Genomic DNA, 24,661 nt, shown 5'->3' on the forward strand with positions numbered 1-24,661 from the left:
GCCTCATTCAAAATACGCGGCGCCGCTTTCCGGGGTTTCGTACACTTCCACGCGCTTGACGCGGGCGTGCTGCTTGTCGATCGCCGCCTCCAGCTGTTTGAACAGCCAGCGCGCGATGTTCTCCGCAGACGGGTTCTGGGTGTCGAACGGCGGCACTTCATTGATGTTGTGGTAATCGAGTTTCGAGAGAAAATCGTCCACCATTCTCTTCAGCTCGACGAAGTCGATGCCGACGCCGATCTCGTCCAGTTCCTTCGCCTCGACGGTGACGCTCGCCGTCCAGTTGTGGCCGTGCAGATTTTCATATTTGCCGTCGTAACCGCGCAGTTGGTGCGCGGCGGAGAACCGGGTGGTGACATAGACTTCGTACATTCAGACCTCGCTCAACACGTCATGGATGCAATCGCGCGCCGTGGCCATCATTGTCCGGATGCTTTCGGGATCGATCACCAGCGGCGGAATGAAATAAACCACGTTGCCCAGCGGACGCAGGAACAGTCCGTGTTGCAACGCCTTTTTATAGATTTGATACCCCACCCTCTGCGCCATGGGGAACTCTGCCAGGGTTTCGCGGTCACGCACCAGTTCGACCGCCCCGATGAGTCCCGTCTGCCGGAACTCGCCGCACCATTTCAGCTCCTTCAACATCGCACCGCACTCGCGCATGGTGGCAATGCGCGTTTTGAGCGCGTCCCAGAATCCGTCTTCGGCGAACAGTTCGAACGTTGCGTTGGCGGCGGCGCACGCCAGCGGGTTGGCGCTGTAGCTGTGGCTGTGGATGAACAGCTTGAACGTGTCGTAGTCGCCATAAAATGCCTGGTAGATGCGGTCTTCGGTGAGCGTCGCTGCCAGCGGCAGGTAACCGGAGGTGATGCCTTTTGAAAGACAGAGGAACGTCGGCTTGTGGCGAAGTTGTTCGGAAACGAACAGCCCGCCGGTGCGGCCGAAACCGACGGCGACTTCGTCGTAGATGGTGTGCACGCGCAGGGTTTCGCAGGTGGTCTGGAGTTTTTCCAGATAAACCGGGGGATACATTTTCATCCCCGCCGCACCCTGGACGAGGGGTTCCACGATGACGGCGGCGACATTCTGATGTTCCTCGACCAGCGCCTTCTCCATCGGTTCGAAACACTCCGCCTTGCAGGTGTCGCGTGTGAGGCCGTAGGGACAGCGGAGGCAGTCGGGTCCTTCCACCTTCAGGTTGTCCATCAGCACCGGCTCGAAGCGGTTGCGGAACAGGTCGATGCCGGACACGGAGAGCGCGCCCAGCGTCTCGCCGTGGTACCCGCCCTTCAAATAAATGAACCGTTTTTTCTCCGGCTTGCCGGTCTGCGCCCAGAACTGGAGGCTCATCTTGAGCGCGATCTCAACCGACGTCGAACCGTTGTCCGAGAAGAAGACCTTGGTGAGGTTGGGCGACGACCATTCGACCAGCTTGTGCGCGAGGTCCACCGCCGGCTGGTGAGTGATGCCGGCGAACATGACGTGCGCCATCTTATGCAACTGATCGACAATAGCCTGATTGATGTGCGGATGGTTGTGGCCGAAGAGATTCACCCACCACGAAGAAATGCAATCCAGGTAGCCGGCGCCTTCCCGGTCGTACAGGTGCAGACCTTCGGCGCGGTCGATCAATAGAGGCGGTTCGGTCTCGTGATCCTTCATCTGCGTGCACGGGTGCCAGATGTAATGGAAGTCGCGGATCAGGTCTTCGTCGCGCGGCGGCGCATTTTTGGGGAGTTTCATGGTATCCGGTTTCCGTTCACATGTCGTAGCGCGCCGGGTCGAACTCGGCGACCAACTCCGGCGCGTCGCCGGTGACAATCCCGGCCATGTAGTCGGCCTGATTTGGGGTCTGCAAAATACCGTTACGGAAATGTCCCGTTGAATAATACAGGTTGTGAAACTTGCTGCTCGCTCCCATGACCGGCATGCGGTCTTCCGCAGCGGGACGCAGCCCCGCCCACGTTTCGACGAGCGGTGCATCCTGGATGGCGGGCAGGATGGCGGCGGCGCGGTCGATGATGGCCTGAATGACGTCGTCCTGAATCAGGCTGTCGAATCCCTTGTCCTCCATCGTCGAGCCCAGCACAAATCCATTGCCCTGCCGCCACGGCGCGATGTAGGTACACATGCCGTGAATGGTGTAGGCAAGGGTCATGTCGTCCACATCGACGCGGCACATCTGGCCTTTGATGGGACGCACCGGCATGGAGACGCCGAGCACCCTGCCCAGCTGTTGCGACCAGCTTCCCGCCGCCAGCACGAACCGTTTTCCTTCCACCTCCCCCGTGTCCGTCACCGCCGCAAACAGCGATGAACCGTCCTGGCGGAATCCGGTAACACCGGCGTTCTCCACCCTGACTCCCAGTTTCGCCGAGGCCGCCACCAGTGCGTCGTGCAGTTGGCGGTTGTTGATCTGCGCCTCGCCGACCCAGATGCAGGCGCCGACGTCCGGCGAAAGGTGCGGCAGTTTTTCCCGCACCTCGGCAGGAGACCACACGGCGTGCGGCACGTTTTCCGATTTAAAGAACTGGAGACGCTCGTCCCACTGGTCGCCGATGGATTTCTCCGGCATGATCGATCCTGCGTCGGACAGAAATACGTCTTTCCCGCTCACCGAGGAAACCTCTTCGATGAAACGCGGATATTTGTCGAGCGATTCGCGGCAGAAGCGGAAGAAGCGGTTGGCCTCCCGGCATTCGCAGAATGGGGCCAGCATGCCCGCAGCGGCGCGGGAAGCCGCAAGAGAGTGCATGGGATCGCCCAGCACCACGATATTCCAGTCCGGACGGGCCTGCTTGGTTTTGAAGGCGATGCTGTGGCCGATGACCCCGGCCCCGACGATCACCACATCGTACTGCGGCACTGCGTGAATCCTCGCTCCATTGCAGGTGGTTGAAAGCTTCATTGTATACGACTTTGCCGCACCAGACCACACAAAGCCCGGATTTTACAAGCCTCCGGCCGTTGACCGGGCCGGGCCGCCACCCCGAGTTTCCTTGAATTGCGAGCATGGTATGTGGTACTTTTTTACCTGTCCGAGACTCAAATTCAGGCGATTTCCGAACTTCAGAACCTTGGGAGTGCCTGAACCGAATTCATGCAACGCAACCTGAAGGATGGACCATGTCCGAGAATCCCGAGCAGACCGAAACGCAGACCAACGCTTCTGAACGCATTGAACCGATGCTGGCGCACCTGAAGGTGGGTGGACAGAATATCGACCTCGACCGCATCCGCGCCCATTTCAACCAGATGTGGGAATTCGAAAACGGCGACAATCTATCGGAAGAAGAGCAGTACCTGACCACCATCGGGCTGTTCATTTACACCTGCCACAACGCGCTGGACGATTACAGCATCAACGTCATGCGGGCACGGCAGTACATCACCGATGCGCTGACGGCGTGGCTGGCTCCGGAAACGGACAAACAGGTGGCGGAGGAGAAGGCCTCGGACAACCCCTTCAAGACCTTCGTGGAAAAGGAACAGCCGCGGGCGGAGGATTATTTCAGTTGGCGGCACTTTCTGTTGGAAGTCAAAAAGGCGAGCGACAAGGAGTTCCAGTTCAAAATGAAATCCTGCTGGTTCCACAGTTTGTTCATCCGGCTGGGGCGGGCGGACTACATCGAGACCGCCTGCAACTTCGACCGCATTCCGGCCGAGGCCCGCACCGATTACGTGAACCTGAAACTCAACAACACCTTCGCCAAACTGGGCACCTTCTGCCAGTTCCGCTACACCCCCTCTGAGGGAGAGTGAGCGCCCCCCCAATCCGGTTGAGTAGGAGAGACCCCGATCGCCTCAGCCCAGGATGCCTTCCACCTTGTCGATGAAGATCACTTTATAGGCGGCAACGGCCTTTTTCACCCCCGCGTCATGGACCGTACAGACAACGTGGCGCCGGTAATGTTATTGATATCGTTGAATGGGTTCTTCGCATTCCTGCCGAAGAACTGGCTCATGAAGGGCTCAAATCGCACCTCCCACCCGTGCGGCTCGCGATAGACCATGATTTCGACATCCCGCACCGTTCCATCCGGATTGATGACCACCATGAACGTGATGGGATAGGAGCGGCCGATCTCGTTTCCCACCACCATGTAGCCCAGGGGCTCTTTTTTTCGTCCAGCCCGATATACCAGGTGAGGCGGCGTTCATCGTAATCTTCTTCGAGGATGCTGGAGATGGCTTCGCGCTGGGCTTCGCTCAACCAGACTTTTTTCTTTTTGACGAGGCGGGTGTTGGGGAACGCGAGTTTCAGCGCTTCCATCTTGGTCAGGTAGACGGTCTCCACGTATTCTTCTTCACCGAATACCAGGAGGGTGGGTAGAAGGATAAAGGAAGCGATCAAAAGTAAAAATACAAACCCGCCCAACCCGGACCTGCGGCCCGGATGGACGGGTTTGAAACCCGGTTCAGATTGCATAGGTGGCTATTATATAAACAACAACCTGATTTTGTCCAAACTCATTTTACCTTGTCCAGAAACAGGATCTGGTAGATGGCGGAAGCCTTTTTGACCCCGGCCGTAACAACACGGACGGACACCGTCGCGCCGGTGACAGCGTTTGGGATGTAATCGGCTCCGATCTTTTTCCCGAAAAACTGCTTCAACCAGGAGTCGTACTGGATGTTCCAGACGCGAGCCCCCTCATACTGCAGGACCTCCACGTCCTTTACCGTACCATCCTGATTCAAAACCGTCACGAAGCTGAGCGGCCAGGATCGGTTTTTTACCGAATCGAATATGGCGTAGCCAACAGGGGTGCTGCCCTGCATGCCCACGTACACGTTGATGCGTTCCTCGGAAACGTTTTGCTGGGCCAGTTTCGAAATTGCCTTCCGCTGGGCTGTGCTGAGCCAGATTTTTTTCTTGATGACTTTGCTGACGCCGGGGAACAGGTGCTGAAGCGCATCCTCCTTGTTGCTGACATTTAAAGCATGGGCCGGTAATGCAGTCATCCCGATCCATACAGCCAGCATGATCAACGCCAGGCCCCCATAAAGCGGGTTGGGTTTCTTCGCGTTCAATTTATTCATTTGCGATCCTCTTTTTTTAACAGCTATATTAACAAATTTAGACTGTATCCGGTCGGCTGAACAGCCGGTTTCCTCCTCCCAGGCCGACCGGTAAAGTTCGATTAGAAGAACATGTACGCCATGCCCAGGTTGAACTCCTGGCTGCTGGTGTTGTTACCCCGGTCCTGATTGGTGTAGTCCAGCTTGATCGCCACGTTCGGCGTTGGAAACCAAGCCACGCCGCCGGTGAATACATCGACTTCCTGACTGACATCCCTTGGAAAGCCAGCGGGAATCTCGTTCTGGGAGTCGATGCGTTCGTACATGCCGTGCAAAACAATATCATGCGAAGTAGCCACCTTCATCAACTGAAGAAGATGGACACCCACCTGCACATTCCAGGCGAAACTGCCGGTAGGAACGGTTGTACTTGTGGCGTTGGCCGCCACAGGTGCGATGGCGTTGGCCTTGTTGATTTCCGCCGCATTGTTAATGTGGGTATGAACCACGGTGGCGTTCATCTCAAACCAGCGTTTGCGGAACTTAATATCACCCTCGACCAAAGTCGTGCGAGCACCGGCATCGATGAAGTTATGCGAAGTGTCGCCGGTGTAAAAAGACGCACCCAACTGGAAACCGGGGAACAGATTGGGCAATTCCACGCGCCCCGTCACTGCGAGGTCAGAAGCGATCATGTTGTTGGGCTGCAAACGACCACCCCGGATGCCGCTGGAAGTGAATTGGCCCGATGCCCCGCCAGCACCCACGCCAGACCCATTGTCACTGGCATTGATGCGGAGAGATTGCAGGGAATTGACCACGTAAACGCGGTAGTTCATACCGCCCAGGACATTTCCGAAGGTACCGAACACACCACCACCGGTGCCGTTCCAAGAGGTCGGGATCGCCCGGTTTTGGAGAAGCGGACGCTCCACAGTCCAGAAGAAAACCGGTTCGTGGAATTCGTTCAGGAAGCCGACAGGGATCAGGACCGTACCGCCCGGACGTTGAACTTCGGATCCAGCAGGAAGTCAAGATACCCCATCTCGAACTCCAACTGCTGAGCTGCGTGCTCGTAATCGATTTCCGCGTTCAGGAAAATCCAGTCGTTGAACTTGGCGTTGATGCCGATGACAAAGCGGTGCGCATCGAAATTGTTGCGGCGTTCATCCGAAGGAAACCGCAGGTGGGTTTCACCGTAACCGGTTACGTTGACGTTGCGGCGGAAGGTGCTGACGTCATCGCGCAGGCCGTCGATTTCCTCCGCCATCAATTCAACCTGCTTTTCCAGAGCTTCCAGGCTGGCGCCCTCTTCCTCAATAATGATGAGTTCGCCTCCCTTACCGATTTCTTCCTCCTCAATGATCAAACCACCAGGCTGAGCCCAGGCGGTGGTCCCGCCCAGGAACATGCCCAGACACACTAACGTTGCAAGTGTTTTTTTCATTACCTCCTCCAGATTTTTTTTTGTCGCGCCCGTACGGGAAAACCAAATTTTCAGGGCGAATGGACTGCAAAAAAATGTCGGCACCCGATCCCTGACGGGAAGCCGACACCTACCTTGGCAACTTACCTTTGACTCAGACCGTAACTGAATTCCAATTAAGGCAATCTCAAAAGCTTGCGGATGGCATCCTTTGCCTTGCGTACCTTAATCACACGATCCTGCGAATCGATCTGAACCGCGGCTCCTCCACCGCATCGGCCCATGCACCGTGAACTTCGAACAGATCCCATGGCTTCGGGATGTTCACGATAATGACACCGCAGTGTTCGCAACACACTTTTCGATCCCCAAGCTTTGCAGCCTGGCCCCTGGCAAACCGTGATGGATGTGTCGTGACCATTCATGAATAAGGATGCCTCCAAAAATCAAAGATTCTGAGATTCATTATCATTCATATAAAACCATAGATACCGAAATTGAGAATCATTGTCAATGGGGATTCGCGAAATTTTTGCAAACAAATCAAAAATACTTTATTTACAATAACTTATGGATATCCTGTGGTTCGAAGAATTGCCTGCTTTCAGTATTCTCATGGCTTCCCAATTGAAAATGAAATCCGGAATCAAATGGTTTGAGGTGGGACAAAAAAAGCCGCCCGGTTAAAACCGGGCGGCCTGAAATTAGAGTGAGTATCCGTGGGGGAAAGGTTATTCTTCCGTCTTCATATGCTCTGTCAGATAGTTCTGAATCCCAATGTCCTGAATACGCGAGAACTGGGTTTCCAGCCAATCACAGCTTTCCTCTGAATCCTTCAGGATCCCATCGAGAAGTTCCTTGGTGACAAAGTCGTTTTTGTCAAGGCACAGCCGAATGTGCTTTTTAAGTTTTTCAACGTGTTTCTTTTCGTAGGCGTATTCGCTTTTCAACTGCTCCTGGCAATTCTTGCCGACGGGGATCTCCTCGTATCGGGCCATGTTGGGAGCGCCTTCCAGAAACAGAATGCGTTCGATGAGCTGGTTGGCGTGTTTCATCTCGTGCATCGATTCGGCCCGGCTGTGCTCGGCCAGTTTTTCATACCCCCAGTTTTCCTGCATCTTGTAATGCAGATAGTAAATATTGATGGCGGTCAATTCCCCGGTCAAAATATCATTGAGCGCGTCGATGATTTTTTTATCACCTTTCATGAATCGCTCCTCCAAGTAGAACGTTTAAAATGAGGTTCCTTCTGTTCGAGTCAACACTTCCGCTCCATCGGCCGTAACAAGGATGGTGTGTTCGAACTGAGCGGACAATGAACCGTCCAGTGTGACGGCGGTCCAGTTGTCATCAAGAATCCGCAGCTCGCGCCCACCCATGTTGACCATGGGCTCGATGGTGAATGTCATGCCCTGCCTCAACTCCATACCCTGTCCGAACTGGCCGAAGTGAAGCACCTGGGGTTCATCGTGGAATTTGGCTCCAATGCCGTGCCCGCAGAACTCCCGCACCACGGAATATCCTTTCCTTTCGACGAATTGCTGGATGGTGGCGCCGATGTCGCCCAGATGGGCCCCCGGCCGCACCACGTCGATGGCCTTGTGCAGGGCGATTTTGGTGGCTTCGGTGAGCTTCTGCGCGTTCTTGCGCGGTGACCCCACGAAAAAAGTCTTGTTGGTGTCTCCGTGGTACCCGTCCACAATGGTGGTGACATCCAGATTGACAATGTCTCCGTTTCGCAGCTTGCGGTCAGAGGGAATACCGTGACACACCTCGTCATTCACCGAAGTGCAGATGCTTTTGGGAAACCCCCGGTAATTCAAAGGAGCGGGAATAGCCCCTTTCTTGATGATGTAGTCGTGACAGATGTCATTGAGCTCATTGGTCGTCACGCCCGGTTTGATGTACGACTCGATCATCACCAGGACCTCCGCCGCCAGCCGGCCGGTCACCCTCATCTTTTCGATTTCTTCATCGGTTTTAATGGAAACCATGCTTGTACCCAAACTCCTTAAGGTCACGAACGTTGTCGCGCCATCGCTCTTTCACTTTAACATACAGGTTGAGGAATACCTTGTTTCCGAAACGCCGCTCGATCTCTTCGCGTGACCAGGTGCCGATCTTCTTCAACAATTTTCCACCGCCACCGATGACTATTTTCTTTTGAGATGCTTTTTCCACGAAAATGGTTGCATCGATCACCAACATACCACGTTTCCCCTCACGCAAACCATCCACTACCACCGCAACGGAATAAGGTATTTCCATTGCAGTCAGTTTGAAAATTTTTTCGCGAATGATTTCCATTATAAGAAATTCTTCGGGCGCGTCGGTGATCATGTCCTCGGGAAAATAGCGCGGCCCTTCAGGAAGGTGTTTGAGGATCACCTGCTCCAGAAGATCCAGCCCGTCTTCCTTCAATGCCGAAATGGGCACGGTTTCGACAAACGTCTCACGCGCGTTGATCTCGCTGGTCAATTCCAGAATACGCGCTTTGGGGATCAGATCGATTTTGTTGATCACCAGTATTTTCGGCGTGCGCGACTGCTTCAGGGATTCCAGCACAAACGCATCGTCTTCCCCGCATCCCTGCCGGGCGTCGATCATGAACAGGATCAGGTCCACATCCCCGTAGGTGCTGAGCGAGGTCTTCACCATCTCCTCGTTCAGCTTACGCGCGCCCTGGTGGATGCCCGGCGTGTCCATGAGGATGATCTGCCCTCCTTTAAGGTGGCAGACGCCGGTGATCCGGTTGCGTGTGGTCTGGGGACGGCGCGACATGGCCGCCAGCTTTTCGCGGACCAGCCGGTTGAGTAACGTCGATTTGCCAACGTTGGGCTTGCCGATCAAACTGGCGTAGCCGGATTTGAATCCTGTGTCGTTGGTGGTGATATTGTGGGCACTCCTCAAAATGTGGGCTATACGCCGAAAATGTTAAATTGTATTATAGGTGAAACCAGAAACCAAGTGGTTAACGCAATGGACTCTGTCGGCCTTTATATCCACATTCCCTATTGCCTGCACAAATGCGGCTACTGCGATTTCAATTCGCATCCGGAGAACGCCTCCGAACGGGAGCGGTACGTCCCGGCCCTGATCGAAGAAATCCGCCACTACGCGCCCCGGCTGAAAGACCGACGGGTGGAGACCATCTTTTTCGGCGGCGGAACCCCCACCACGCTTCCGGCAGGCGACCAGATCCGCATCCTCAAAGCCTGCAGACGGTATTTCGACGTGGCCGACGACGCGGAGATCACCACCGAGGCCAACCCGTCCACTGTCGAGACGGAAAACCTGAAATGCCTGCGTGCCGCTGAGATCAACCGACTGAGCGTCGGCGTGCAGTCGTTCGACTCGGACGAACTGAAAACCCTCGATCGCGTGCACAGCGTCAAGGAGATTCATCAAACCGTCGAGCGCGCCCGCCGCGCGGGGTTCGACAACCTGTCGCTCGACCTCATGTTCGCCCTGCCCGGTCAGTCGAAAGTACGCTGGCAGGACAACCTGGAACAAGCCATCGCCAAGAACCCGGAACACCTCTCCGCTTACAACCTGACCATCGAGCCGGGCACCGCTTTTCACAAACTGCATGAAGCGGGGGCACTCACCCTGCCTTCGGAAGATTTTCAACTGGAGTTGTACCAGTACAGCATCAAGCGGCTGGCGGAGGCGGGCTACGAGCATTACGAGATTTCCAACTTCTCCAAACCCGGTTACGAGAGCCGCCACAACATCCTGTACTGGGAAAACGGCGATTACCTGGGGCTCGGCGCCGGAGCGTCGTCATACCTTGACGGGGTGCGCTTCAAAAATTTCAACACACCCGCGCATTACATCGACCGCGTTAAATCCGACGGTCACGCGGTGCAGACCGAGGAAGCGCTTGACGCCCGCCGCGCCATGGGCGAAACGTTGATGCTGGGCCTGCGCCTGAAACGCGGCGTCAGCATCCCGAAATTCGAACAGCGTTTCCAGGTGCCGTTCGACAAGGTGTTCGGCTCCGTCGTCGAACGTCTGCGCGAACAGGAACTGGTGTCGGTGCACGGCGACCATCTCGCTCTGTCCACGCGCGGGCTGTATCTGGCCGACTCGGTCATCCTCGAATTTATCGAATGAACCATACCAAAATAAACAAGGAAGGCAACATGAACGAAAACGCCGCCAAAGCGTTCGGAGAGCTGGTCGCCATCGTGGACCGGTTGATGGGGGAAAACGGCTGTCCGTGGGACCGGGTGCAGACGCGCGAGTCACTGAAACCCTATCTGGTGGAGGAAACCTACGAGGCGCTGGAGGCGCTCGACCACAACGATCCGGAAAAAATCAAGGACGAGCTGGGCGACCTGCTCTACCAGATCCTGTTCCACGCCAAGATTTCCGAACTGCAGAAGGAATTCGACATTCGGGACGTGGTCAACACCATCGCCGACAAGATGGTGCGCCGTCACCCGCACGTCTTTAAGGAAGGCGAACTGCAAACGCCGGACCAGGTGGTGGATCAGTGGGAACAGATCAAGAAATCCGAGAAGGCCAATCAAGGCCGCTCGTCGGCTCTGGACGGCGTGCCCCTGCATCTGCCCGGACTCAAACGCGCGCAGAAGTTACAAAAAAAGCGGCGAAGCAGGGCTTCGACTGGGACAAGATCGACGAGGTGTTCGCCAAGTTGGACGAGGAGATCGCCGAGTTCAAGGAAGCGGTACGGGACGGCGACGAGGAGCATGTGGAAAGCGAACTGGGCGACATTTTATTCGTGCTGGCCAACGTCGCCCGCTTCAAGAAACTCGATGCCGAAGAAGCCCTGCGCCAGACCAATAACAAGTTCGTAAAGCGCTTTCATTATATTGAAGAGCAGGTGGCGAAACAGGGCAAGGAACTCAAGGACACGCCGCTCGAAGAAATGGAACGCTACTGGCAGGAATCGAAAAATAAGTCGTAGCCCATCCCCCACTTCTTAAAGATGTTCGCCCATCAGGATGAACGGCGCCATGGCTCCGGCGATGTGCCACAGCGAGCAGGCGACGATCCACGCCAGGTGGCAGAACATGGGAAGCGCGTGCGGCGCGCGGTTGGCGGTGTCGCCGGCGCGGTGCACACCCCATGCGACGTTGCCGATGAGCGACACGATGCCCAGAATCGGCCACAGCATCACCGTCGCTTCGTTGGCGAACACCACCGTGATGCGCGGCCAGTAATGAACAGGTGCGATGGCCTCAAGGTGCTGGTTTAGCAAAGCGAGCCCGGAGATCACCATCACGTTGTACCCCGCGGTGACGATCAGCAACAGCACATAAGCCCAGCAATTACCGGGAGTGAGTTTCATAACCACCTCTCTAGTAAACGTTCACAGGAACTTCGCCAGCCACGATCGTTACCCATCGATTCTCCCAGGTGAAACCGCAACGGCGCCACTGTCCCTGTGTCAACCACAACTGTCCTTGTCGCCAAAAAGCTCCGGATGATCCGTCCAGCCGACGGTTCCGTTGGCGTTTTTCATTTGCACCCACCACACACTTTCTTCCGCCTTCTGCAGCTGTCCCCAGCAGTCCTCGCGCGGGATTTTACACAGGGGGTCGTCCTCCGCCAGGTTCAGAAGGAAAATAAATTCTTCTTCACCGACTTTCCCCTGATGCCAATATTTGAAAAAACCTTCGCCAATATAATGAAGGATGAAAATGGTATCGCCTTTTTTGAACTGCTTGAAAGGAACCACCACTTTCAGAATGCCCGGTTTCGCGTGGACCTCTCCAGTGATGGCGTCGACGCGTTCTCCCTTCTTCACACTTCCAACCAGTTTTCCGTTGGGCGAATCTTTCAGATCCACGGGTCCCACCGCACGCCAGCGGCCATAGCTGCAGCACTCAAACGGACAGATGTTTTTGGAAATATAAAACTCAGGCGGGCTGTCCGCTGATTCCGCTTCATCGTAAGAGCCGGGGAACACCACACCGATCCAAAGAAGCAGGATGAGCCCGGCTTTCATATACTTAGATGCTGAATTCATAAAAAAGTCTCCACTTTGATCCACAACCCATCATTTTTTGGAATCGTCCACCGCCACGGCTTTCCTCGCCCACTCAATCAGCCTGTCGGCGTTTTCCAGTACCTCTGTAGGAACTTCGTAATAGTTTTTGAGGGTCTGGCCTGGTCGCGGCTGGAACGGCCGCATTCCCTGCCCCACGTATTGGGACACGGTTTTCCCATCCGTTTTTAAATACAGCACGTTGTTGTAAATAATGCCGAAAAAAACGTCATCGGCATAAAGTCCGTGACCGCCAAACATGGCGCGGCAACGCACCGGTCCCAGCCCTTCAAGCTGTTCCAGAATAAAGTCGGTGTAGGAAGAATCTGTCATGTGCTGACTCGGACAATTGGCAAGAACCCCTCGCATGCGAAAATCGCAACGAGCGGACTCCTTCCATCATAACGCCAAATAAAATTGTCTGTTTAATTTTCAGCCCAACCCGGAATTTGGGAACTCAAAGGGTTTGGCGAACAGGGCCATTCAGGTAGGCGAAGCGTAGCGCCGCCCCCGCCACATGGATTGTTTCTTGAACAGTACGTGGATCATGGAGTTGAACAGGATGCCGCACACCACGAGGCCGCCAAGCGGAAAAATCCAGATGCACCAGCCGGAAAGCTCCAGCTCCTCGCACAGGCTGACTTCGGTGAACAACACTATGAGGAGAGCAACGGTGGACACCGCCTGCACCCACGCCGGGGCATCGACTGCCGCGTTGGCAACCACCACCAGCCACGGCGTCACGGTGAAACCGAGGATCATCGCGGCGTAATAAACCGTCTTCGGGATCGACTGCTTGAATGCGAGGAACACGTTCTTCCTCCAGCCTTCCCAGATTTCCTTCAGCGAATGGTACATGCGGATGGAGAACAGCCGTTTGCCGTCGGCGGCCAGCACACGCCCGCCGTTCTGCTTAGCCACGCGGGCGAGACTGATATCCTCCAGAATGCGCGCGCGCACGGCTTCGTGCCCACCCATCTTGCGGTACAGGTCGCGGGTGATCAGGATGAACGCGCCAAAACCCATTGCGTGAGGGTCGTTGGGATCGGCAATCTTCCGAAATCGGCTCAATCCCGCGATCAGACCGAAGACCACCGGCTGCACAGCCCGCTCCCAAAACGAACCGAAGAGCGCACGCGGCATGAGGGTCAATAGATCCAGCCTTCGCAATTGCATGAAATGCACCGCCGATGCCAGCGCGTGGGGCTCGAAAACAGGGTCGGCGTCGGTAAACAGCAACAGCTTTCCATTTGCCACCTGGCTGGCCTGGTGAAGTGCGAACGGTTTGCCGTACCAGCCTTCCGGCAGGGGCGCGCTCTGGATGCTTTTCAGGCGGGGATGCTTTTCCTGCAACGCATGGATGATTTCGGACGTGCGGTCGGTGGAGTGGTCATCAACGACGATGACTTCGAACTCCGGGTAATCCTGCGTGAGGAGCGACGTCAGGCAAGCTTCGATATCGCGTTCCTCGTTGCGGGCGGGCACGCATATGGAGACAAATGGCATGCGCGGCAGAGGCGGTGCCGCCGGGCGCACCCGCACCAGCGACAGCAGGTTGGACCCGAAATACACCACAACGGTCACAACCACTATAAATTGCAAAACCGTGAGCCATGCCATCTGCTACAATACCGGGAAAAATTGAAACATTGGAAACACTCAACACGGGCAACCCCATGCTGGGACTGGTCAAACCCTACAAAATGGAATTGCTGGTCAAGGACTGCACGTACTACAAGCTGTACTATTGCAGTGTGTGCCGGCACCTGGTACGCAACCACTCGCGGCCGTACGCCTTCATCAACAGTTACGAAGGCACATTGCTGGCAATGCTTTACAACGAAATGGTAGTGCAAGACATTGGGGCGGTCAAGGACCGCTGTTCGGGCGTGCCTATCGCCAAAGTCGCCGCCCTTCCACCGGAGCATGAGGCGGTGCAACTGGGAGCGGCCGTTTCTTTGCTGGCGTTTGTCATCAAGTTCCAGGACAACCTGGAAGACGAAACCGGTTTCTGGTTGAGACGGTACAACGGCTGGGTTCAGCGCCGTCTCAATCGCACATTCCGCAAAAGCAAAAAGTTGTACGAGCGTTTCAACATCGACCTCGAATATGTCGAAAGAGAGGTCGCCGCCCTGCACCGCATGGAGCGGGACCTATCGGTGACGGCCATTGACCGCTTTCTCGATCAGTGGGGCAAGGTGTTCGCGCACATCATGACGCAGGCGTTCCAGGACAAGATCGGCAAGGACCGCTTCGAGGCGCTTTACGCTTTTTTCCTTGAGCTGGGACGGTTGATCAATTTACTCGACGCCCTGGCGGACCTGCACGCGGACCATTCGGCGTGCCGATTCAACCCCCTCCTGCGCGCCGAGCCGGGGTTGAATTTAACCGATGAAAATTGCCTGCGGGATACCTATAATAAATACCTCGAAACGGTCCACGCGGGCCGCGACCGGATGCTGAACCTCCTTCCGGACCTGGACCTGCGCGACGCCTGGACGATCGTGAACAACATCGTCACCTACAGCCTGGACCGGGAAGCACAAAAGGCGCACGACGCTTTGGTGCTTCGAAAACCCGTTTCCGAAAAGATGTTTTTCAACTGCAAGGATTTTTAACGACAGGAGAGAATATGTTTTGCCCCAACTGTGGAGCGGAGAACTCGGATCAGGCCAACTTCTGCACGCGGTGCGGCACGCAGATCGTGGACAATCCCGAAATGCGCACTCCCCAGCAATACCAGCAACCGGGCCCGCCCCAGCAGGGGAACCGGCAGATGCCTCCGGGGTATTACGAGCGTCCGGATTTGAAGGAAACCTTCGTCCACAGCGCCACCTCAGGGGCGGGCGCCTATGCCGGGTGTTGCTGTATGAACGCCCTGTCCAACCTGCTTTGCGACGCCTGTGAATAATGTCTCCCGAGACCATTGAAGGTCTGGTCGCGGATTACGGTTACGGCATCGTTCTCGTCGGCACTTATTTCGATCATTATGGCATCCCCCTGTTTCTGGTGTTCGGCGGCATCGCCGCATCCAAAGACCTGTTGAATGTGTACGGCGTTCTCTTGTGCGGGTTCGCAGGGGGATGGATCGCCGACCTGTTCCTATATTTTCTCGGTTACAAAACGGGGCTGGCGTACTGGATGCGCTTTTCCTGGGTGAGCCGCATGGAAGGCGCTATCGCCACAACGCACCGCATGTTCCAGACGCGCCCGGCGGTGGTGGTGATCCTCGGCCGCTTCCTGTTCGCGGTGTCCAAAATCATTCCCCCGTTCGCGGGGATGATTCACTACGACGCGCGCCGTTACGTGGCCTTTTCGTTTCTGGGCAACGTCCTGTTTTCCATTGTCTACACCGCCGCCAGCTATTATTCCGGTCCGCTTGTTATGGACGCCCTCAAGGAACTGGAGTGGGGAAACGTGGCAATTACAATATGTTCGGTGCTGGCGTTGTACTTCATCGCGCGCCGCACTCTACGCGCACCCCGCCGTTCCTGACTGGCCTAATCAATCGGCAGCCCTTATGACAACTAAAAATCATTACGAAATCCTGGGCGTGGCCCCCGAAGCGACGTATGCAGAAATCAAAAAGGCGTACCGCGAGTTGGCGAAACAGCATCACCCGGACAAAAACCCGGAAAGCCGCGATGGACATCACGACCGGTTTGCAGAAATTGCGGAAGCTTACCGCGTGTTGTCCAACCTGAACCGGCGCCGGGACTACGACGCTCTATTGTTTGGGGCTCCGCCCCCACATTCTGGGCCGAAGGGACCGCATCGATTTTACCGGCCGCATTATTCCGGCTATCCGTATTTTCAGTACGATTTCATCACACCGTTCATCCATTCCTTTTTCGTGGGCGACCTGCGGGCGCGTCCCACAGAGAAGGACCGGATGCAACGGCTGTTATTAAATCCCAGAGTGTTAATGGTCGCGATGTTCGGAGCGCTTTATTTTTTCAAATTCTTCACGTCAATGGCTGGGGAGATCACGGACAAAAACATTGAGGAGAAACTGTTTCAAACACAGTCCTATTACTTATCGGTGAATACCGATGAAGGCACCGAAAAGAAAAAACGCGTGAAACGAGATCTGTTCAAGGAAGTCCAGGTAGGCGACCGCATTGAAAAAGACTTTTTCTCGTTCACTTATCGATTGAACGATCGCGAAATTTCTTACTGGGAATTGCCACGGTTTCTGTTGCAGGTCGGAATGATTCATCTGGTGCTTTCCGGCGGCCTTTGGTGGCTGGAACGCGGCCGGCGTTGAGCGAAAAGCATCCCGCTTGAGGGCGAATTGAATCTGACATTGGATGGTGGTAAGCTGATTGTCGACTTACTTGCGGATGGCACCTAACCCGCTATCACAGCTTGGCAAAATCGGCTTGCCGCCCAAGATCCTTTGCGCACCGCTGTTGCAGCATGTTTCAAGGTTGTCGAACTTCAATCCAGAAATCACCATCAAATCCGGAAACAACCATGCGTCGTTTTAAACTGTCTCTTACGTCCCTGTTGATTCTCGCTGTAGCCATCCTTTCCCTTCCCTTCACCGCCATCGAGGCGCAGGCTCTATGTGTGAACGTCAAAAAAGCCAATTTACGAAAAGGTCCCGGCCTGAATTTCGAGAAACTGTGGGAGGTGTTCAAGTACATGCCCTTCCAGCAGTTGGCAAAGAAAGGTGAATGGCTCAGGGTTCAGGACGTTGACGGCGACATCTACTGGCTGCACGAGAGACTGATCACCAACAACTTCAAATGCGCGGTGGTCAAACAGAACAAAACAAATATGCGAACAGGGCCCGGAACCAATCATTCCCGCGTTCCGTGGAGCCCGGTAGACAAATACTTTTCGGTTAAAGTCCTCAAGGTAGAGAACAACTGGGTGCAAATCGTCGATGCGATGGGCGATAAGGCATGGGTGTACCAGCCTTTGGTGTGGATCCGCTGACCTGGCCATCCACATTCCACGTTTCCAAAAGACCGGTTTATTTCGGCATCAACATGTCAGCGCGTTTCTTGAAAAACAGGTGAAATAGTAGATTGCAGTATTGATCCAGTTCTTTTTTTCCTCGGATAATTCCGAATAATTCCAGAACCCATACAACTTCGCGAATTTGAGCAGTTTTTCCGAGTACAGCTTCCACGTGTATGCCTCTTTTACGCGTGAAATGGCCTGGCCCGAAATTGTTTTCCAGTAGGTTGAGTCGGAGCCGGCGCGCGCCAGGAACTTCACCAGCGGTTCGCTGATGAGCAACGGTTGGGTGGGGTTGATGAGGAAGCCGTTCCTGCCGTCCTGGATGATCTCCTGCGGTCCGCCGAATTGCGTGGCAAATACAGGAAGTCCGCTGGCCATGCCCTCCAGTACCGTCAGGCCAAAGGCTTCGAACAGGGCTGGTTGCACAAATACCCCCTGGCGGTCCCCCATGATGCGGTACATCTCGGCTCCGTTCTGCCGTGACGAGTTTTCCACCCAGCGTATTTTAGAATACAGATCATATTGAGCAATCAATTCATACATGCGTTTCAATTGATGGCGCTCCTCATCGTCTTCCACGCCTTCTTCACGAATTGACCGCGTCACCACAATGAGGTTCGCCATTTCCTGCAACTGCGGACTCTGGCCATATGCTTCAACCAACCCTGTCAGGTTTTTGATTTTGTCGAGGCGTGCCATGGTGAAAATAGGCGGCTTGTCCGGGTCGCTCAACTCGCCGTAAGCCTCCGGACCAGCGTGCTGAAACAAGCGCTCCGTCAACTCACTCGTCTGATTTTCCATGCGCTTGTTCTTCTGCGTGAACGGAAAGTACAACGAATCATCCACTCCCGGCGACACCACATTGAATTTTGGGTGATGCAAGTGGACGCCATTAGCCACCTTGTAAAGACCTGGCATGGAAAACAGTCGATACGATTCGTATTGGCCCATGCTCGTGTCGGTGCCCGCGATCTCCTGAGACGTGCTGGAGATGATGATATCCGCCTTGTTCATGGCAATGAGGTCGGCCGTGAACTGCAAGGAAAAATTATAGTCGGGCTCAAGATCTTTCCAGTACAGTGCGGAGAACAGGTATTTTGGTTTTTCCAGCGCGTGCGCGATATTGCACTGGATGACCTGCAACCACGATGCAAGAAGCGATGCAACCAGGTTCCCGTCGGAATAGTTGCCGACGATGAGGTCGGGCTTTCCGCCGAATTCCGTCAAAAGTTCATTCTTGGCATCAAGAGCGAACTGTTCCAGATAGGGCCACACGCGGAATCGGGACATCCAGTGCGGAACGATGCCCTGTTGGTCGTCCTTGAACGGCACACGCAATATCCAGCAGTTTTGCGTTCCATGTACTTTTTCCAAACGATGGTCGCAGGTGGTTCCTTCGCTTTCCGGAATCAGGCGAGTGACGATGATGATCTTCGGTTGGGCCTTGAGGCCTGCGTTTTTGAGCGAGGTTTTCAGGTATTTTTCCAGGGCCTTCACCTGGTCGAGGATATAAACGACCTGCCCTCCCGTGTCCGGACGGCCCAGCACATTCTCCTGCCCGAACCAGCCATGGGGGGAAATGATGGCCACCCGGCTCACCATGGGAATGACGTTGATGAATTCCTCCAGGTTTTCCGCCCGCGGTTCCTCCAGCAGGTTGGCCAGCAACTGGAGGTTCTTGAGCACCCTGCCCACCGTATCGCCGAACCCGTCACAAAACCCCAGGCCCCGCAAATGACTTTTCTCCTTCTGGATCGGTCCGTTCTCCGGTTGACGTTCCAGGTAGCTGATGGCTTTCTGCAGGGCCTCGAATAACTGGTGCGGGTCCTGCACGATTTGCCCATCCACGAGAATTTGTTCGCCGTTGATACTGTGGATTTTTAGGAAGTCGCAAAGGTGGGTCTGCCATTTGCTCCATTCCCCCTGCAGTTTTCCCGCCATGAAACTGTTAAGAAACCGTTGACCCGAACCGATTTTACGGTGATCCCGAATTACCGGTCCCAGGCTGTAAAACGGGCCGAAGTTGATTTCCAGTTTCTTTTCGGCGGGTTCGTACGGGTAGCCCGCCACCACTTCGCGGTAATCCAGAAATTCCTCCGGACTCAATTCATCGACCGTTTCTTCATTTTTATGAAACCGGTAAAATTGATACTGACCGACTTTCGCCCGATAGAGAAGCACTGCGTACTGGTCCAGCAACAGCATTTCCTGCGTCCGTGATAGAAAATGTTCCAGGCCGTCGAATCCGCCCAATTCCGGGTGGGCCTTGTTTTTCTGCCTGAGGTACGCTTCGGATTTGAGCACAATGTCATTGCGCAGAAAATGCCTCTGCGGTTCCCGATCCAGTTCATATATGAACTCTCGGAAGCACCGGACCTCTGCTTCCTTCAAAAGCGTTGCGATGGAATACGAATCGTTCACTTCAAGACTCCAGGAATCGGTAGCGGTGAATGCCATCGATCACTCCCGCCGCGTAGTTTAATTTGGAAAAATATACACCCCGCTTGCCCCTAAGCATTTCCATTTCCTCACTGTAATTTCCAACCACCACGCCCTTGGGGTCGCCGCGCATCATTTCTTCGTCGTTCCCAGAATCTCCGGCGACCAGAAAATTATCCAGAGGGATTTCCCATTTATAGCTGAGGTAGCGGATGGCTTTCCCCTTGGAGGCGCGCTGCGGCAGGATATCGAGAAATTGCTGATGCGAATAAATCAACTGGTAACGGCATCCGTTACGGGTCAACAGATCGTGGGCCTGCTTTAGATATTCCTCCTTGGGTTCCATATAGTAACTGACCTTGAATTCGCGTTCGGTTTCAGGCTCCTGTGGTTCCAAAAACGGAAGCGTACCAAGCAACCTCTTGATTTTTTCCTTGTCCCATTTCTGGCGCAGGTGCATGGCCCAGCCCTGATCAGGATTGCCGGAACCCCCATAATAAATTTCAGCACCGACGGAAGTGATCAGTATTTCCGGAACGGGAACATTATTTTCCTTGAGAAACTCCAGGGCGGAGTCGATGGTTCGACCCGTCGCCACACCGAATGCAATGGATTTTTTATAAGGGTCAATCAAAGCAAGCAGTTTTTCCAGGGATTCCGTGTCCCCGGTCAGGGTGTTGTCGATGTCACAAACAATCATCTTGTTCCGACTCAGCATCTTTACGGCAATGGGATCGCCGTCTATGGCATACAAATCCTTATGAGACCCTCCCCTCAACCCCTGGATCGTTTCCAGGTAACGATCGATATGCGCATCCCAGGTGTAATGCTTGCGCACGTTATTGATACCGTTGCTGGAATACCTCTTCCATTCTTCCGGATCGATTAAAATTTCCTTGATAGCCCGGCTGATGGTGTTCGGATCCGAGACATCGATCAGAAGACCGTTCTGGCAGTTCTTGACAATGTCCACCGGACCACCGTCATTGGTGGCGACAATGGGAACACCGCAGGCGGCGGATTCCAGCAGGGTCAGGCCGAACGGCTCCGTGAGTGCGGGGTTCACGAACACACCCTGACGCAAAGCCACCATGCGGTATAGCTCCGGCACTTCATACGTGAAATCGTGTTTCTTTGGGATGGCCAGCTTTCCGTACAAATCGTATTTGTCCATGAGCAAAAGAGTTTCAATGAGCACGGATTTTTCATTGTCGCCCATGTCCATAATGTTTTTGCGAATGCCCAGAAAAACGGCCAGGTTGGCAATGGCCTGCAGCTCCTTGCTCTCGCCGTAAGCCTGAATGAGTGCGCCGATGTTTTTTCGTTTGTCCGGACGGCACAAAGCAAGAATGAGCGGCTTGTCCGTGTTCAGGAAAAACCGGTTCAACTCGTTGTTGATGGCCACCCGCGCCTGGCGGCTGTGTTCGTTTTCCTGATCCTCCGCGTAATAAGGAAAGAACCGTTCCAGATCAAGCCCCGGGGGATTGACCAGGTATTCAGGAACGGTGTTGTGCTCGTACATCCCATATTGCTGTTCCACCTCCTGGTGGGTGCTGGTGACCACCAGGTCGGCGCAACCGACAATTTTCTCTTCCACCCGGATCCGGTAATCAATGTGATACTTCCGGTTCATGTCCTCGTCGGACAGGCCCTCGTCGCACAGCTTGGATTTTTTGGCTTTGCCCAGTGAGTGCCCGGTGAACACGAACGGCACACCGAACAAGGACGCGAGGTGTCTCGCCACGTAACCTCCGTCGGCATAATGCCCGTGAACGAGATAAGGGATGTTGTCCTCGCGCTTGATGTACTTAACCGTCTTGTCGATGAATTCGTCGAGGTGGTTCCACAGCAATTCTTTGCGGATGTATTTGCCGCCGCCGCAGGGAATGCGAACGATACGGACCTTGTCGGTGAGATTTTCCACCGGAACAGAATAATCTTCCGACACACGGCGGTCGCGTATGAGACGCGTGAACAGGTCCACCCGCCGAACTTCCGGACGCTTGCCCAGTTCTTCAGCCAGTTCGATGACGTACTTCACCTGTCCGCCGGTATCCGCGTCCCGGCCCATTTCAATGTTCCGGGAGCGGACCAAACCGTGAATGCTGAACATCATGATGTACAGGCCCTGGCTGTTCTGACCCATTACCTGACCAGTCGATAAGGTTGGTAAAGTTTGTCGTCGCCGGGTAACGCGCCCTCCAACCCGCACAAGCCGGTGGCAAACACGCAGGAGCGCTCGAGGACCGTTTGCAACGGCCAGCTTGCCATGTAGCCCAGCGACAGCATGGAACTGAACCCGTCTCCCGCACCGACGGAATCCACGAATTCCATGCTGTCATCGGGAGTGCAGTAGAAAGGTTCCCGGTTTCCCGTTTCATAAATGACGCTGGCCTTACTTCCATTGGTCACGCAGACCAACCCCAGCTTGAAACGTTCCGCCAGGAAGCGTGGGAGCTCCGCAACCGTTTTATCTATGTCAAGAAGCCTTTTGATTTCCTGAAGCTCGTGCCGGTTGGCCTTCAGGATGTCGCAATTTTTGAGCGAATTTTCGATCACATCCCGGTCGTAAAACGGAGCACGCAGGTTGATATCCAGTAGGAAGGTGGACTTCCATCCCAGTTTTTTCTGAATCTCATGCAACGTTTCCCGGGATTTGCCGTTTCGCTGGATGAGGGTGCCGAAGTATGTGAACGGTATGTCATCACGAAAACGTTTTTGGAGATACACATCGACCTCAATGAAATCGTAAGCACGGTCCGGCAAAATTTCGAATCGATGCCCGTTGCTGGAATCGGAATTGACCGTCACCTCTCCCGTCGGATGATGAGGATCGATCTGGATGCCCTCGGTGGGGAATCCGTGGTTTCTGGCAAATTCGAGAATCTCACGGCCCTCGGCATCGTCTCCGACCCGGCTGATAAAATGCACGGGAATGCCCATCTTGTGAAGATGAAAGGCATAATTGAACGGCGCTCCTCCCAGCCGCTTTCCACTCTCAAACTTGTCAAACAGGACCTCGCCCATTACAAGAACCGGTCCGTAAGGTCGGTGCACCCGCATTCCAGATTCCTCCTCTCCAAACAATCTACAAATTTTTAAAACCAGTCAACAATCCGTTATTCTAAAATCCTCTTCGTCAAAATACATCATATTATTTTTATCGATGTGCACGGCCACCCGTTCTCCTTCCCGCAGGTCGGAATATTCGCACACACCACACAGAGAAACACCTCCCAACGACACCGTGGCGAAAGTCCGGTCTCCCAGCGACTGCACCCACAGGACCTGACAGATCCCGGTTTCATCAGGGAGAATCCGTACGTGTTCCGAGCGGATGCCGGCTTTCACGGCGGTTTTCGGAATCGGTTCCTGAAACAGTTGGTTCAACCCTTGTTGTTCAAGGACATTAAACGGAGGAAAGCCAAAAAACCGGGCAATTTCCAAGGCCGCCGGTTCCCGGTACAGGGCCGCAGGCGACGCCACCTGCCTGATGCGTCCCCCGGATAGGAAAGCCACGCGATCGCCCAGAACCATCGCCGAATGCGCGTCGTGCGTCACGTAAACGAATGTTTTTCCCAATTGACGGTGGAGGTGTTTGAGTTCGACCTGCAGGTGGTCACGAAGCTGCGGGTCCAGATTACTGAGCGGTTCATCGAACAGGAACACGGCAGGATCCCGAACCAGCGCCCGACCAATGGCCACCCGCTGTTTCTGTCCGCCGGACAACTGGGCCGGAATCTGGCCACGGACGTCTGCCAGATGGAGACGCTCAAGCGTTTCCTCCACTTGGACCTCCATACTCGCTTTCGACCATTTCATATTCTCCAGCGGGAAGCGGATGTTCTCCTCAACCGTCATGTGCGGGTAAAGCGCATAATCCTGAAACACATACGCGACATTGCGCCGGGACACATCCTGCGCCGTGACGTCGCGCCCTGAGAACAGAATGCGGCCGGATTCCGGTGTCAGCAATCCCGCGATCAGGTTGAGCAGGGTGGTTTTACCACAGCCGCTCGCACCCAGAACGATGAGGAACTCGCTCTGCTCGATATCGAGGTCGATGTCATCCAGAACCCGTCGTTTGCCGAAGCGGTGTGCGATGTGTTCGAGACGTATGGTGCTCATATTTAACCTTTTATTCCACTTCCCACCAGTCCGCGTACCAGGTATTTCTGTGCCCCGACCACCGCCAGCAGAATGGGGAATGTGACCAGGGAACTGGCGGCGGCAATTTCTCCCCAAGGAAATTCGTATTGACCCGTGAACAAGGTGATCCCCACAGGAATGGTGCGCGACGCGTAGGACGTGGTGTACGTCAAGGCAAACAGGAATTCGTTCCAGCAGAAGATGATTCCGAGCAGTCCCGCACACACCATGCCCGGAACGCCGAGGGGAAGGTACACACGCCGGAACGCGGTCCAAGCGCCGCATCCGTCCACCCGCGCCGCGTGGTACAACGTGCGCGGAATTTCCTCGAAAAACCGTGTCATCACCCACACCACGAGCGGCACGGTGAACATGCTGTACACGAGGACGAGCCCCCATACCGTGTCCATTCCCCCCAGAACCCCCAACACTTCATACAGTGGCGTCACCACCGCCACCTGCGGCAGCATGAACACCACCAGCAGAGCCAGAAGGGCCATCTCGCGGTTCCGCGTCATCAGCACACTCAATCCGAACGCACCCATCGTTCCCACCACCACCGACACCCCCGTCGCACCCAGCGACACATAAAGGCTGTTCGCCACAACATTCAGGAACGCGTCGTTCTGCAAAAC

Annotated in this window: 27 protein-coding genes and 1 pseudogene; 9 read left to right on the plus strand and 19 right to left on the minus strand. The window is 54.9% G+C overall.

The features are described from left to right. Positions 1–3: 3 nt before the first annotated feature. The 3 genes from TX82_RS13000 to thiO are packed head-to-tail and all read right to left on the minus strand — an operon-like array spanning position 4 to position 2,911. Positions 4–372, minus strand: coding sequence for a 6-pyruvoyl trahydropterin synthase family protein (locus TX82_RS13000; protein WP_005011605.1), 369 nt, complete (start codon positions 370–372; stop codon positions 4–6). Next, positions 373–1,746 carry an adenosylmethionine--8-amino-7-oxononanoate transaminase gene (bioA, locus tag TX82_RS13005; RefSeq protein ID WP_005011607.1) on the minus strand — a complete coding sequence of 458 codons (1,374 nt, stop codon included), beginning with the start codon at positions 1,744–1,746 and terminating at the stop codon, positions 373–375. 16 nt (positions 1,747–1,762) lie between these two features. Continuing rightward, complete coding sequence (gene thiO / locus TX82_RS13010) at positions 1,763–2,911, minus strand: glycine oxidase ThiO (protein ID WP_144079175.1); 1,149 nt, start codon at positions 2,909–2,911, stop codon at positions 1,763–1,765. 218 nt (positions 2,912–3,129) lie between these two features. Between thiO and TX82_RS13015 the strand changes: the two genes are divergently transcribed. Continuing rightward, positions 3,130–3,765: an L-2-amino-thiazoline-4-carboxylic acid hydrolase gene (locus TX82_RS13015; RefSeq protein WP_005011609.1), complete on the plus strand. Its 636-nt coding sequence runs from the start codon at positions 3,130–3,132 to the stop codon at positions 3,763–3,765. Between the two features lie 104 nt (positions 3,766–3,869). Here TX82_RS13015 and TX82_RS13020 read toward each other — a convergent pair whose 3' ends face one another. The 7 genes from TX82_RS13020 to era form a co-directional block, all read right to left on the minus strand. Continuing rightward, positions 3,870–4,106, minus strand: coding sequence for an FMN-binding protein (locus tag TX82_RS13020; protein WP_005011615.1), 237 nt, complete (start codon positions 4,104–4,106; stop codon positions 3,870–3,872). A 367-nt stretch (positions 4,107–4,473) separates the two neighbouring features. Then, the gene (locus TX82_RS13025; protein WP_005011620.1) at positions 4,474–5,046 is read right to left on the minus strand and encodes an FMN-binding protein; all 573 of its coding nucleotides are present in this window, start codon (positions 5,044–5,046) and stop codon (positions 4,474–4,476) included. A gap of 101 nt (positions 5,047–5,147) precedes the next feature. Next, positions 5,148–5,864 (minus strand): hypothetical protein, encoded by a 717-nt coding sequence (locus TX82_RS13030; RefSeq protein ID WP_144079177.1) that lies wholly within the window; start codon positions 5,862–5,864, stop codon positions 5,148–5,150. 146 nt (positions 5,865–6,010) lie between these two features. Next, on the minus strand, positions 6,011–6,472 hold the full coding sequence (locus TX82_RS13035; protein ID WP_005011627.1) for a hypothetical protein: 462 nt from the start codon (positions 6,470–6,472) through the stop codon (positions 6,011–6,013). A gap of 710 nt (positions 6,473–7,182) precedes the next feature. Next, entirely contained in the window at positions 7,183–7,659 is a 477-nt protein-coding gene (gene bfr / locus TX82_RS13040) for a bacterioferritin (RefSeq protein ID WP_005011632.1), read from the minus strand. A 24-nt stretch (positions 7,660–7,683) separates the two neighbouring features. Next, positions 7,684–8,445, minus strand: a complete 762-nt coding sequence (gene map, locus TX82_RS13045) for a type I methionyl aminopeptidase (RefSeq protein ID WP_005011634.1) — start codon at positions 8,443–8,445, stop codon at positions 7,684–7,686. Further along, the gene (era, locus tag TX82_RS13050) at positions 8,432–9,361 is read right to left on the minus strand and encodes a GTPase Era (protein ID WP_005011637.1); all 930 of its coding nucleotides are present in this window, start codon (positions 9,359–9,361) and stop codon (positions 8,432–8,434) included. Before era ends, map begins: the two co-directional genes overlap by 14 nt. A 69-nt stretch (positions 9,362–9,430) precedes the next feature. Here era and hemW point away from each other — a divergent pair, with 69 nt between their 5' ends. The 3 genes and pseudogenes from hemW (at position 9,431) to TX82_RS16555 (ending at position 11,384) form a co-directional block, all read left to right on the plus strand. Then, positions 9,431–10,567, plus strand: a complete 1,137-nt coding sequence (hemW, locus tag TX82_RS13055; protein ID WP_005011638.1) for a radical SAM family heme chaperone HemW — start codon at positions 9,431–9,433, stop codon at positions 10,565–10,567. 86 nt (positions 10,568–10,653) lie between these two features. Beyond that, positions 10,654–11,004, plus strand: a pseudogene (locus TX82_RS16880) (MazG nucleotide pyrophosphohydrolase domain-containing protein); the annotation flags it as partial. Between the two features lie 95 nt (positions 11,005–11,099). Beyond that, on the plus strand, positions 11,100–11,384 hold the full coding sequence (locus tag TX82_RS16555) for a MazG nucleotide pyrophosphohydrolase domain-containing protein (RefSeq protein WP_052338277.1): 285 nt from the start codon (positions 11,100–11,102) through the stop codon (positions 11,382–11,384). 15 nt (positions 11,385–11,399) lie between these two features. On the opposite strand, the gene TX82_RS13065 is transcribed toward TX82_RS16555, so the two are convergent. The 4 genes from TX82_RS13065 to TX82_RS13080 form a co-directional block, all read right to left on the minus strand. Then, complete coding sequence (locus TX82_RS13065; protein WP_005011641.1) at positions 11,400–11,768, minus strand: hypothetical protein; 369 nt, start codon at positions 11,766–11,768, stop codon at positions 11,400–11,402. A 99-nt stretch (positions 11,769–11,867) separates the two neighbouring features. Further along, the gene (locus TX82_RS13070) at positions 11,868–12,449 is read right to left on the minus strand and encodes a hypothetical protein (RefSeq protein WP_005011643.1); all 582 of its coding nucleotides are present in this window, start codon (positions 12,447–12,449) and stop codon (positions 11,868–11,870) included. A gap of 30 nt (positions 12,450–12,479) precedes the next feature. Continuing rightward, positions 12,480–12,800 carry a TfoX/Sxy family protein gene (locus TX82_RS13075; protein ID WP_005011644.1) on the minus strand — a complete coding sequence of 107 codons (321 nt, stop codon included), beginning with the start codon at positions 12,798–12,800 and terminating at the stop codon, positions 12,480–12,482. Between the two features lie 150 nt (positions 12,801–12,950). After that, positions 12,951–14,087, minus strand: a complete 1,137-nt coding sequence (locus tag TX82_RS13080) for a glycosyltransferase (RefSeq protein ID WP_005011646.1) — start codon at positions 14,085–14,087, stop codon at positions 12,951–12,953. 29 nt (positions 14,088–14,116) lie between these two features. On the opposite strand from TX82_RS13080, the gene TX82_RS13085 reads away from it, so the two are divergent. The 5 genes from TX82_RS13085 (at position 14,117) to TX82_RS13105 (ending at position 17,411) form a co-directional block, all read left to right on the plus strand. Further along, positions 14,117–15,085 (plus strand): DUF5685 family protein, encoded by a 969-nt coding sequence (locus tag TX82_RS13085; protein ID WP_042251288.1) that lies wholly within the window; start codon positions 14,117–14,119, stop codon positions 15,083–15,085. Between the two features lie 14 nt (positions 15,086–15,099). Next, positions 15,100–15,378, plus strand: a complete 279-nt coding sequence (locus TX82_RS13090) for a zinc-ribbon domain-containing protein (RefSeq protein WP_005011650.1) — start codon at positions 15,100–15,102, stop codon at positions 15,376–15,378. Next, positions 15,378–15,962: a DedA family protein gene (locus TX82_RS13095; protein WP_005011652.1), complete on the plus strand. Its 585-nt coding sequence runs from the start codon at positions 15,378–15,380 to the stop codon at positions 15,960–15,962. The genes TX82_RS13090 and TX82_RS13095 overlap by 1 nt, the downstream gene beginning before the upstream one ends. Positions 15,963–15,987: 25 nt before the next feature. Beyond that, positions 15,988–16,734 carry a J domain-containing protein gene (locus TX82_RS13100; RefSeq protein ID WP_005011655.1) on the plus strand — a complete coding sequence of 249 codons (747 nt, stop codon included), beginning with the start codon at positions 15,988–15,990 and terminating at the stop codon, positions 16,732–16,734. A 209-nt stretch (positions 16,735–16,943) separates the two neighbouring features. Next, entirely contained in the window at positions 16,944–17,411 is a 468-nt protein-coding gene (locus TX82_RS13105) for an SH3 domain-containing protein (RefSeq protein ID WP_005011658.1), read from the plus strand. 48 nt (positions 17,412–17,459) lie between these two features. Here the strand turns inward: TX82_RS13105 and TX82_RS13110 are convergent, their stop codons facing one another. The 5 genes from TX82_RS13110 to TX82_RS13130 form a co-directional block, all read right to left on the minus strand. Then, positions 17,460–19,895: a sucrose synthase gene (locus tag TX82_RS13110; protein WP_005011661.1), complete on the minus strand. Its 2,436-nt coding sequence runs from the start codon at positions 19,893–19,895 to the stop codon at positions 17,460–17,462. Then, the gene (locus TX82_RS13115) at positions 19,861–22,023 is read right to left on the minus strand and encodes an HAD-IIB family hydrolase (protein WP_005011662.1); all 2,163 of its coding nucleotides are present in this window, start codon (positions 22,021–22,023) and stop codon (positions 19,861–19,863) included. Before TX82_RS13115 ends, TX82_RS13110 begins: the two co-directional genes overlap by 35 nt. Further along, the gene (locus TX82_RS13120) at positions 22,023–22,940 is read right to left on the minus strand and encodes a PfkB family carbohydrate kinase (RefSeq protein ID WP_005011664.1); all 918 of its coding nucleotides are present in this window, start codon (positions 22,938–22,940) and stop codon (positions 22,023–22,025) included. The genes TX82_RS13115 and TX82_RS13120 overlap by 1 nt, the downstream gene beginning before the upstream one ends. 45 nt (positions 22,941–22,985) lie before the next feature. Further along, complete coding sequence (locus tag TX82_RS13125; protein ID WP_005011665.1) at positions 22,986–24,005, minus strand: ABC transporter ATP-binding protein; 1,020 nt, start codon at positions 24,003–24,005, stop codon at positions 22,986–22,988. Positions 24,006–24,007: 2 nt separating this feature from the next. Further along, positions 24,008–24,661 (minus strand): carbohydrate ABC transporter permease (locus TX82_RS13130; protein WP_052338278.1); only part of this gene is annotated, 654 nt, incomplete at its 5' end.

Origin of the sequence: Nitrospina gracilis 3/211, from assembly GCF_000341545.2 — a bacterium.
In the GTDB taxonomy this organism is placed as follows: Bacteria; Nitrospinota; Nitrospinia; order Nitrospinales; family Nitrospinaceae; genus Nitrospina; species Nitrospina gracilis.

Coding starts and splice junctions, on each gene's coding strand:
- TX82_RS13115 (WP_005011662.1), bottom strand. CDS start 22,023: ATGGGTCAGAACAGCCAGGGCCTGTACATCATGATGTTCAGCATTCAC.
- TX82_RS13020 (WP_005011615.1), bottom strand. CDS start 4,106: ATGGTGGTGGGAAACGAGATCGGCCGCTCCTATCCCATCACGTTCATG.
- TX82_RS13025 (WP_005011620.1), bottom strand. CDS start 5,046: ATGAATAAATTGAACGCGAAGAAACCCAACCCGCTTTATGGGGGCCTG.
- TX82_RS13095 (WP_005011652.1), top strand. CDS start 15,378: ATGTCTCCCGAGACCATTGAAGGTCTGGTCGCGGATTACGGTTACGGC.
- map (WP_005011634.1), bottom strand. CDS start 8,445: ATGGTTTCCATTAAAACCGATGAAGAAATCGAAAAGATGAGGGTGACC.
- TX82_RS13030 (WP_144079177.1), bottom strand. CDS start 5,864: ATGAACTACCGCGTTTACGTGGTCAATTCCCTGCAATCTCTCCGCATC.
- bfr (WP_005011632.1), bottom strand. CDS start 7,659: ATGAAAGGTGATAAAAAAATCATCGACGCGCTCAATGATATTTTGACC.
- TX82_RS13100 (WP_005011655.1), top strand. CDS start 15,988: ATGACAACTAAAAATCATTACGAAATCCTGGGCGTGGCCCCCGAAGCG.
- TX82_RS13070 (WP_005011643.1), bottom strand. CDS start 12,449: ATGAATTCAGCATCTAAGTATATGAAAGCCGGGCTCATCCTGCTTCTT.
- TX82_RS13120 (WP_005011664.1), bottom strand. CDS start 22,940: ATGCGGGTGCACCGACCTTACGGACCGGTTCTTGTAATGGGCGAGGTC.
- TX82_RS13125 (WP_005011665.1), bottom strand. CDS start 24,005: ATGAGCACCATACGTCTCGAACACATCGCACACCGCTTCGGCAAACGA.
- thiO (WP_144079175.1), bottom strand. CDS start 2,911: ATGAAGCTTTCAACCACCTGCAATGGAGCGAGGATTCACGCAGTGCCG.
- TX82_RS13075 (WP_005011644.1), bottom strand. CDS start 12,800: ATGACAGATTCTTCCTACACCGACTTTATTCTGGAACAGCTTGAAGGG.
- bioA (WP_005011607.1), bottom strand. CDS start 1,746: ATGAAACTCCCCAAAAATGCGCCGCCGCGCGACGAAGACCTGATCCGC.
- TX82_RS13000 (WP_005011605.1), bottom strand. CDS start 372: ATGTACGAAGTCTATGTCACCACCCGGTTCTCCGCCGCGCACCAACTG.
- TX82_RS13080 (WP_005011646.1), bottom strand. CDS start 14,087: ATGGCATGGCTCACGGTTTTGCAATTTATAGTGGTTGTGACCGTTGTG.
- TX82_RS13065 (WP_005011641.1), bottom strand. CDS start 11,768: ATGAAACTCACTCCCGGTAATTGCTGGGCTTATGTGCTGTTGCTGATC.
- TX82_RS13035 (WP_005011627.1), bottom strand. CDS start 6,472: ATGAAAAAAACACTTGCAACGTTAGTGTGTCTGGGCATGTTCCTGGGC.
- TX82_RS13015 (WP_005011609.1), top strand. CDS start 3,130: ATGTCCGAGAATCCCGAGCAGACCGAAACGCAGACCAACGCTTCTGAA.
- TX82_RS13105 (WP_005011658.1), top strand. CDS start 16,944: ATGCGTCGTTTTAAACTGTCTCTTACGTCCCTGTTGATTCTCGCTGTA.
- TX82_RS13110 (WP_005011661.1), bottom strand. CDS start 19,895: ATGGCATTCACCGCTACCGATTCCTGGAGTCTTGAAGTGAACGATTCG.
- hemW (WP_005011638.1), top strand. CDS start 9,431: ATGGACTCTGTCGGCCTTTATATCCACATTCCCTATTGCCTGCACAAA.
- TX82_RS13090 (WP_005011650.1), top strand. CDS start 15,100: ATGTTTTGCCCCAACTGTGGAGCGGAGAACTCGGATCAGGCCAACTTC.